The 7,456-nt window shown below is 64.7% G+C and carries 6 protein-coding genes and 1 pseudogene; 5 read left to right on the forward strand and 2 right to left on the reverse strand.

The annotated features are described in order from the left end of the window. Window positions 1-128: 128 nt before the first annotated feature. The 3 genes from polA to IVA82_RS36160 all read left to right on the forward strand — a co-directional run bounded on the left by polA (window position 129) and on the right by IVA82_RS36160 (window position 4,502). Window positions 129-3,194, forward strand: coding sequence for a DNA polymerase I (gene polA / locus IVA82_RS36150; protein WP_247387115.1), 3,066 nt, complete (start codon window positions 129-131; stop codon window positions 3,192-3,194). Window positions 3,195-3,210: 16 nt separating this feature from the next. Further along, a complete protein-coding gene (locus IVA82_RS36155) occupies window positions 3,211-3,621 on the forward strand; it encodes an NADPH-dependent FMN reductase (protein ID WP_247387116.1) in 411 nt (136 codons plus the stop codon). 245 nt (window positions 3,622-3,866) lie between these two features. Further along, window positions 3,867-4,502, forward strand: coding sequence for a LysE family translocator (locus IVA82_RS36160; protein ID WP_247387117.1), 636 nt, complete (start codon window positions 3,867-3,869; stop codon window positions 4,500-4,502). 121 nt (window positions 4,503-4,623) lie between these two features. Here the strand turns inward: IVA82_RS36160 and IVA82_RS36165 are convergent, their stop codons facing one another. Further along, a complete protein-coding gene (locus IVA82_RS36165) occupies window positions 4,624-5,250 on the reverse strand; it encodes a glutathione S-transferase family protein (protein ID WP_247387118.1) in 627 nt (208 codons plus the stop codon). Between the two features lie 210 nt (window positions 5,251-5,460). Here IVA82_RS36165 and pyrE point away from each other — a divergent pair, with 210 nt between their 5' ends. Together pyrE and IVA82_RS36175 are read left to right on the forward strand one after the other, a co-directional pair. Then, window positions 5,461-6,024, forward strand: a complete 564-nt coding sequence (pyrE, locus tag IVA82_RS36170) for an orotate phosphoribosyltransferase (RefSeq protein ID WP_148742551.1) — start codon at window positions 5,461-5,463, stop codon at window positions 6,022-6,024. A gap of 289 nt (window positions 6,025-6,313) precedes the next feature. Then, window positions 6,314-7,087 carry a DUF2865 domain-containing protein gene (locus IVA82_RS36175; RefSeq protein ID WP_247387121.1) on the forward strand — a complete coding sequence of 258 codons (774 nt, stop codon included), beginning with the start codon at window positions 6,314-6,316 and terminating at the stop codon, window positions 7,085-7,087. Between the two features lie 58 nt (window positions 7,088-7,145). Here IVA82_RS36175 and IVA82_RS36180 read toward each other — a convergent pair. Further along, a pseudogene (locus IVA82_RS36180) lies at window positions 7,146-7,456 on the reverse strand (hypothetical protein); the annotation flags it as partial.

Below are 7,456 nucleotides of genomic sequence, written 5' to 3' on the forward strand. Positions count from 1 at the left end.
TTGATTCCTCGCCTTCGCGGGGAACGACAGTGGAATGCGCGAAATGACAGTGGGGATAGCCGCGCCGCCGGCCCAAAATTCCCCCTCTCAAGGCTGTCAAAATCCGCAAAAATTCATACATTGCGGCCATGCCCAAGACATCCCCGAAGACCACCGCCAAGTCTGAGACGCCCCAGTCCGAGACCAAGGCTGACATCAAGCCCACTGCTGCCAAACCGGTCACCGCAAAGCCGGCCGGCAGGGGCGACCACGTCTTCCTGGTCGACGGTTCCTCCTACATCTTCCGCGCCTATCACGCGCTGCCGCCGCTGAACCGCAAGTCGGACGGCTTGCAGGTCAATGCCGTGCTCGGCTTCTGCAACATGCTGTGGAAGCTGCTCCGCGAGATGCCCGAGGACAACCGGCCGACGCATCTGGCGATCATCTTCGACAAGTCAGAGGTCACGTTCCGCAACAAGATCTATCCCGAATACAAGGCACACCGGCCGCCGGCTCCGGATGATCTGATTCCGCAATTCGCACTGATCCGCGAGGCCGTGCGCGCCTTCGACCTGCCCTGCCTGGAACAGGTGGGCTTCGAGGCCGACGATCTGATCGCGACCTATGTGCGGCAGGCCTGCGAACGCGGCGCGACCGCAACCATCGTGTCCTCCGACAAGGACCTGATGCAGCTCGTGACCGATTGCGTCACCATGTACGACACCATGAAGGATCGCCGCATCGGCGTTCCCGAGGTAATCGAGAAGTTCGGCGTGCCGCCGAACAAGGTGGTGGAGGTGCAGGCGCTGGCCGGCGATTCCACCGACAACGTGCCGGGCGTGCCCGGCATCGGCGTCAAGACCGCGGCGCAGCTGATCGTCGAATATGGCGACCTTGAGCAATTGCTGTTCCGCGCCGGCGAGATCAAGCAGCCGAAGCGGCGCGAAGCGCTGATCGAGAATGCCGAGAAGGCGCGCATCTCGCGACAACTCGTGCTGCTCGACGACAAGGTTGAGCTCGACGTGCCGCTGGACGATCTCGCGGTCCACGAGCCCGACGCCCGCAAGCTGATCGCTTTCCTGAAGGCTATGGAGTTCACGACGCTGACGCGACGCGTCGCCGACTATTCGCAGATCGATCCAGCGAACGTGGATGCCGATCCCGGCTATACCAGCGGCGCCAGCGTCTTCTCGCCGCTACCGCCTTCCAACGTCGTCCCCGCGCCAGGAGCCGGCGCACCGGCGCAAGCTGCGCCGGGTGAGCGCAACAAGTCGGCCAGCAAGGACAACAAGGCCGCGAGCCCCAAGGGTGCGCCGATCTCGCTCGCCGCCGCGCGCGAAGAGGCCCTGCGAAAACTGCCGGTCGACCGCGGCAAGTACCAGACGATCAAGAATCTTGCCGAGCTGAATGCCTTCGTCGCGCGCATTCACGATACCGGCCATGTTGCGATCGAGATCCGCGCCAACTCCACCGATCCGATGCAGGCTGATCTCTGCGGCATCGCGCTGGCGCTGGCGCCGAACGAGGCCTGCTATGTGCCGCTGGCGCACAAGCGATCCGGCGGTGGCGCCGGCCTGTTCGATGCCGGCCTCGCGCCCGATCAGGTCAAGCATACAGACGCGATCGAAGCGTTGCGGCCGGTGCTGGAGTCATCAGGCATCCTCAAGATCGGCTTCGACGTCAAGTTCAGCGCCGTCATGCTGGCGCAGCACGGCATCACGCTGCGCAACATCGACGATGCGCAACTGATTTCCTATGTGCTCGATGCCGGCCGCGGCTCGCACGCGCTCGAGCAGCTCTCGGAACGCTGGTTCGGCCTAGCCATGCTGAAGGAAAGCGAGCTGCTCGGCAACGGCAAGGGCAAGATCACCTTCGACCAGGTGCCGATCGACAAGGCTGCGCCGCTGTCGGCGGAAGGCGCCGACGTCACGTTGCGGGTGTGGCGCGTGCTCAAGCCGCGCCTCGTCGCCGAGCACATGGCCACGGTCTACGAGACATTGGAACGACCGCTGGTCTCGGTGCTAGCGCGGATGGAGAGGCGCGGCATCTCGATCGACCGCCAGGTGCTGTCGCGCCTTTCGGGCGATTTCGCCCAGACTGCGGCCCGCGTCGAAGCCGAGATCCAGCAGATCGCGGGCGAGCCGGTCAATGTCGGCAGCCCCAAGCAGATCGGCGACATCCTGTTCGGCAAGATGGGATTGCCCGGCGGCAGCAAGACCAAGACCGGCGCGTGGTCGACCACCGCGCAGGTGCTGGACGAGCTCGCCGAGCAGGGCCACGATTTCCCCAAGAAGATTCTGGAGTGGCGCCAGGTCTCGAAACTGAAATCGACCTATACCGACGCGCTGCCGACCTACGTCAATCCGCAGACCCATCGCGTCCACACCACCTACGCGCTGGCCGCGACCACGACGGGTCGGCTGTCGTCGAACGAGCCGAATTTGCAGAACATTCCGGTGCGCACCGAGGACGGCCGAAAAATCCGCCGCGCCTTCATCGCGACGCCGGGACACAAGCTCGTCTCCGCCGACTATTCGCAGATCGAGCTGCGGCTGCTTGCCGAAATCGCCGATATCCCAGTGCTCAAGCAGGCGTTCCGCGACGGGCTGGACATTCACGCCATGACGGCGTCCGAAATGTTCGGCGTGCCGATCAAGGGCATGCCGAGCGAAATCCGGCGCCGCGCCAAGGCGATCAATTTCGGCATCATCTACGGCATCTCGGCGTTTGGGCTGGCCAACCAGCTCGGCATAGCCCGCGAAGAGGCGTCGGCCTACATCAAGAAGTACTTCGAGCGCTTCCCCGGCATCCGCGCCTATATGGACGAGACCCGCGATTTCTGCCGGAGCCACGGCTATGTCACCACGCTGTTCGGCCGCAAGTGCCACTATCCCGACATCAAGGCGTCGAACGCCTCGGTACGCGCCTTCAACGAGCGCGCCGCGATCAACGCGCGGCTTCAGGGCACCGCGGCCGACATCATCCGCCGCGCCATGACGCGGGTGGAGGATGCACTCGCCGAGAAGAAGCTCTCGGCGCAGATGCTGCTCCAGGTGCACGACGAGCTGATCTTCGAGGTGCCGGACGCCGAGGTCGCGGCGACGCTTCCCGTCGTGCAGCGCGTCATGCAGGACGCTCCGTTTCCGGCTGTGCTGCTCTCGGTGCCGCTGCACGTGGATGCACGCGCGGCGAACAACTGGGACGAGGCGCATTAGCGATCAGGACTGGCTGATGAACATCGTCGCGATCTCCGGCAGCTTGCGGACCGGCTCGAGCAACACCGCAGCGTTGCGTGCGGCGGCGCGCCTTGCGCCGGCAGGCGTCGCGATCGTTCCCTTCGAGGGAATTGCAGGCTTGCCGTTCTTCAATCCGGACCTTGATCGCGACAACGTGCCGGCGCCAGTCGACGCGATGCGGCGTCTAATCGGAAGCGCGGACGGCGTCCTGATCTCCAGCCCCGAATATGCCCGCGGCGTCGCCGGCGTCCTGAAGAACGCGCTCGACTGGCTGGTCGGAAGCCATGAATTCCCCGACAAGCCGATCGCACTGATCAATACGTCTCCTCGCGCGACGCATGTCCTGGCGGCGCTGACCTCACTCTGGAAACGATGTCAGCGCGGATCGCAAAAGAAGCCTGCGTAACACTGCCTCTCCTTGGCGTCGCCTGCGACGAGCACGGCATCGTCGCAAATCCTGCACTCGCCGAGCCGTTGCGGTTGGCGATGGACCGATTCGCGATGTTCGTCAGGGGCGTGCAAGCCGAAGCGTCGTAGCAAGGCCCCACGCAGCGGATCGCCGAAGATTTCAATTGTTCTCGGTGCAATTGCGCGATGGCATCGAGGCACTATGCCTACTAGAATCGGGTCGCCTCTTCCGCGGATTCATGCATGCCCCACACCTCCGCCCTACTCGGCTTCGCCCTGGTCTGCTTCGGCCTAGTGCTCACGCCGGGGCCGAACATGATCTATCTGATCTCGCGCTCGATCACGCAGGGGCCGGCGGCGGGCATCGTCTCGCTCGGCGGCGTGGCGCTCGGCTTCGTGTTCTACATGCTGTGCGCGGCGTTTGGGATTACAGCGCTGCTGCTTGCCATTCCCTTTGCCTATGATGCGCTGCGCTTCGCGGGCGCGGGCTATCTGCTGTGGCTCGCCTGGCAGGCGGTGAAGCCCGGCGGACGCTCGCCGTTCCAGGTCAAGCAGCTCGCGATCGACAGCCCGCGCAAACTGTTCGCGATGGGGCTCGTCACCAATTTGCTCAATCCGAAGATCGCGATGCTGTATCTGGCGCTGCTGCCGCAGTTCATCGATCCCACCGCAGGCAGCGTGCTGGCGCAGTCGGTGGTGCTTGGCGCGATCCAGATCGCGATCAGCGTCAGCGTGAACGCGATGATCGCGCTTGCCGCAGGCTCGATCGCGCTGTTCCTCGCAAGCCGGCCAAGCTGGATGCTGGTGCAGCGCTGGCTGATGGGCACTGTGCTCGCCGGGCTCGCGGTGCGGATGGCGGTCGAGGCGAGGAGGGTGTGATGTGCGACGCTGTCATGCCCAACGAAGGCGGGGCATCCAGTACGCCGCAGCTTCTCGACTCAGTCATTACTGCCTCTGGAATACTGGATCGCCCGCCTTCGTTGGGCATGACAGCGTCAGATCAATCCAGCTTCGCCTCCATCCCCCGCTTCACCGCGGGGCGCGCCATCAGGGCTTCGTACCAGCGCTTGACGTTGGGGAAATCGGCCAACTCAACCTTGTGGCGAGGATGGCGCCAAGCCCAGCCCAGGATGGCGAAATCGGCCACCGAGAGATCGCCGGCGACGAAGTCGCGGCCCTCTAACCGGCGGTCCAGCACGCTGTAGAGCCGGCGCGTCTCCGCCATGAAGCGCTTCAGGCCATAGGCGCGGTCCTGCTCGTTCTCCAGCGCGATGAAATGATGCACCTGGCCCGGCATCGGCCCGAAGCCGCCCATCTGCCACATCAGCCATTCGTAGACGGGAATCCGGCCGGCTAGCGATTTCGGCAGGAATTTGCCGGTCTTTTCGCCGAGATAGAGCAGGATTGCGCCCGATTCGAATACGCTGACGGGCTTGCCGTCCGGCCCTTCGGGGTCGACGATCGCGGGGATCTTGTTGTTCGGAGACAGCTTGAGGAACTCGGGCGCCATCTGCTCGCCTTTGGTGATGTTCACCGGGATCAACTTGTAGGGCAGCCCCATCTCCTCCAGCGCGACCGAGATTTTCCGGCCGTTCGGCGTGTTCCAGGTGTGCAGCTCGATGGTCATTGTCTTGTTTCCTTGCCCGGTTTGTTGCCCAGTTTTCTTGCCCAACAGACCTGCCGCCTCACCTACTCCAGAAGGTTGCACCCCTACAACCGGCGGACCGGGATGGCCGACCGTCAGCCGATCCCTGTTGACTGGACTTGTCTCCTCTGGAATGTCGCGGCCGTGGCGGATAAATTCCGCCACTTCCAAAAACGCTCCCGAGGGACCGCCGTGTCGAAATCAGCCTCCCGCGCCCGCCTGTTCGAAATCATCCGCCGCCGCTCATTCGGCCGCGGTGACGTGACCCTCGCGTCGGGCCGCAAGAGCGATTTCTATTTCAACCTCAAGCCAACCATGCTGGATCCGGAGGGCGCCACACTGCTCGCCGAGCTCACCTATGAGACGCTGAAGGACGACCAGCTCGATTTCATCGGCGGGCTCGAGATGGGTGCGGTGCCGCTTGCCGGCGCGCTGGCGCAGATCTCCTGGATCAAGGGCCATCCGATCGCGGCGTTCTTCGTGCGCAAGAAGCCGAAGGAGCACGGCGCAAAGCTCGCGATCGAGGGGCTTCCCAAGGGCGAGACGCTTCAAGGCAAGCGTGTGGTGATCGTCGAGGACGTCACCACCACCGGCGGCTCGGCGATGAAGGCGGTGGAATCCGTGCGCGAGACCGGCGCCGAGGTGGTGCTGGTGCTGACCATGGTCGATCGCGAGGAGGGCGCCACCGACACGTTCGGCGCGGCCGGCCTGCCGTTCCGCTCGTTGTACAAGGCGTCGGAATTCTTGAAGGGGTAGCACGGCTCTGCTCCCTCGCCCCGTTCTTACCGGAAGGGGGTCGGAGTGAGGGGCTCTCTCCACGGATGAGATGGCCGCAAGACCTGTACCCTCACCCGGATCGCAAGAGCGATTCGACCTCTTCCCGCAAGCGGGGCGAGGTGAGAACCTCCCCCCGTCACCGCTCATTTACCATCACGCTTTATGGTGAATCAGAAGCTGAGGCGGGTTGCTCTCGGCGGATTGCGTTGCGTCGGTGGAGTGAGCATTGCGTACAGTCGTGTCCCATGCGCGCCGGCGGCGTCGCGCGATGCTTGTGGCCGCCATTCTTGTAGCTCCGCTGCTCGCGGCTCCGGCGCCGGTTTCGGCCGAAGGCCTGTTCGATTTCTTGTTCGGCGGCGCGCAGCAGCAGCGGCCGCAGCGCGAGGTGCCGCCGGCGAGCTCCTACGCCGATCCCTTCACCGGCCAGCAGAACGGCGCAAACCCGCAATATGTCCCGCCGACGCGCGCGGCGGCCGCCGGCGGCTCAGGCCCGGCGTTCTGCGTCCGCAGCTGTGACGGGAAATATTTTCCGCTGATGCGCGGCCTCGCCTCGCCGGCGCAGATGTGTCAGGCGTTCTGTCCTGCCAGAGCCACGAAAATCTATTTCGGCTCCAGCATCGACGGCGCCACGGCGCAGAGCGGCGAGCGTTACGCCGACAGCGACAACGCGTTCGCCTACCGCAAGGCGCTGCGTTCGGACTGCACCTGCAACGGTCGCGAGCCGGTCGGGCTTGCCCCGATCGATCTGGCGCTGGACTCGTCGCTCAAGGCCGGAGATGTCATCGCGACCACCGACGGCTTGGTCGCCTACACCGGCATCCGTGTCGGCAACGACCAGACCGCAGATTTCACTCCGGTGGCCTCCTATCCCGGCCTCACCGCGCAGGTCCGCGCACGCCTCGGCGAAATGAAGGTGGCCCCGGTGCGCGCAGAGACCGTGGCGGCTGATGCGCCGTCAGCGGAGATCGTGCGCGGCGCGTTGCCTGATGTGACGGTGCCAAAGACGCAGCCGAAGCCGGCGAAGCGGGCTGGATTGGATTAGCCAACTCTCTCCAAGCCGTCATTGCGAGGAGCCCTTGCGACGGTCGCGGTAGGGACGCTCATTGCTGAGCGCCCCCCGCACAGATCCGTACGTGCGGCTTTCCCGCATACGGCTCCCACCTCGGGTGAGTGACGGCGAAGCGTGCTCGCGGCCAAGGATGACGGATGTTGGGCCTGGGGAGGCAGTCACAGGCGAGGCGACTGATCGTCTCCCACCTCATGCCATCGGTCTGGCTGCGGCGCCGGAGCGTGCGTCTCCAGAGTTCGATGACGAAGAAGCGGAAGGCGCTGAGCGCCCGACTGTTGGTCGGCACCGCATGGTCGTTGAAGTAGCCGGTGACGACCTGCCGCAGCCATTTACCCTGTCCCA

Origin of the sequence: Bradyrhizobium sp. 142 (assembly GCF_023074015.1) — a bacterium.
Taxonomy (GTDB): domain Bacteria; phylum Pseudomonadota; class Alphaproteobacteria; order Rhizobiales; family Xanthobacteraceae; genus Bradyrhizobium.

Bases quoted from the DNA above. Each gene is read 5' to 3' on its own strand.
- polA (WP_247387115.1), top strand. From the start codon at position 129: ATGCCCAAGACATCCCCGAAGACCACCGCCAAGTCTGAGACGCCCCAG.
- IVA82_RS36155 (WP_247387116.1), top strand. From the start codon at position 3,211: ATGAACATCGTCGCGATCTCCGGCAGCTTGCGGACCGGCTCGAGCAAC.
- IVA82_RS36160 (WP_247387117.1), top strand. From the start codon at position 3,867: ATGCCCCACACCTCCGCCCTACTCGGCTTCGCCCTGGTCTGCTTCGGC.
- IVA82_RS36165 (WP_247387118.1), bottom strand. From the start codon at position 5,250: ATGACCATCGAGCTGCACACCTGGAACACGCCGAACGGCCGGAAAATC.
- IVA82_RS36175 (WP_247387121.1), top strand. From the start codon at position 6,314: ATGCTTGTGGCCGCCATTCTTGTAGCTCCGCTGCTCGCGGCTCCGGCG.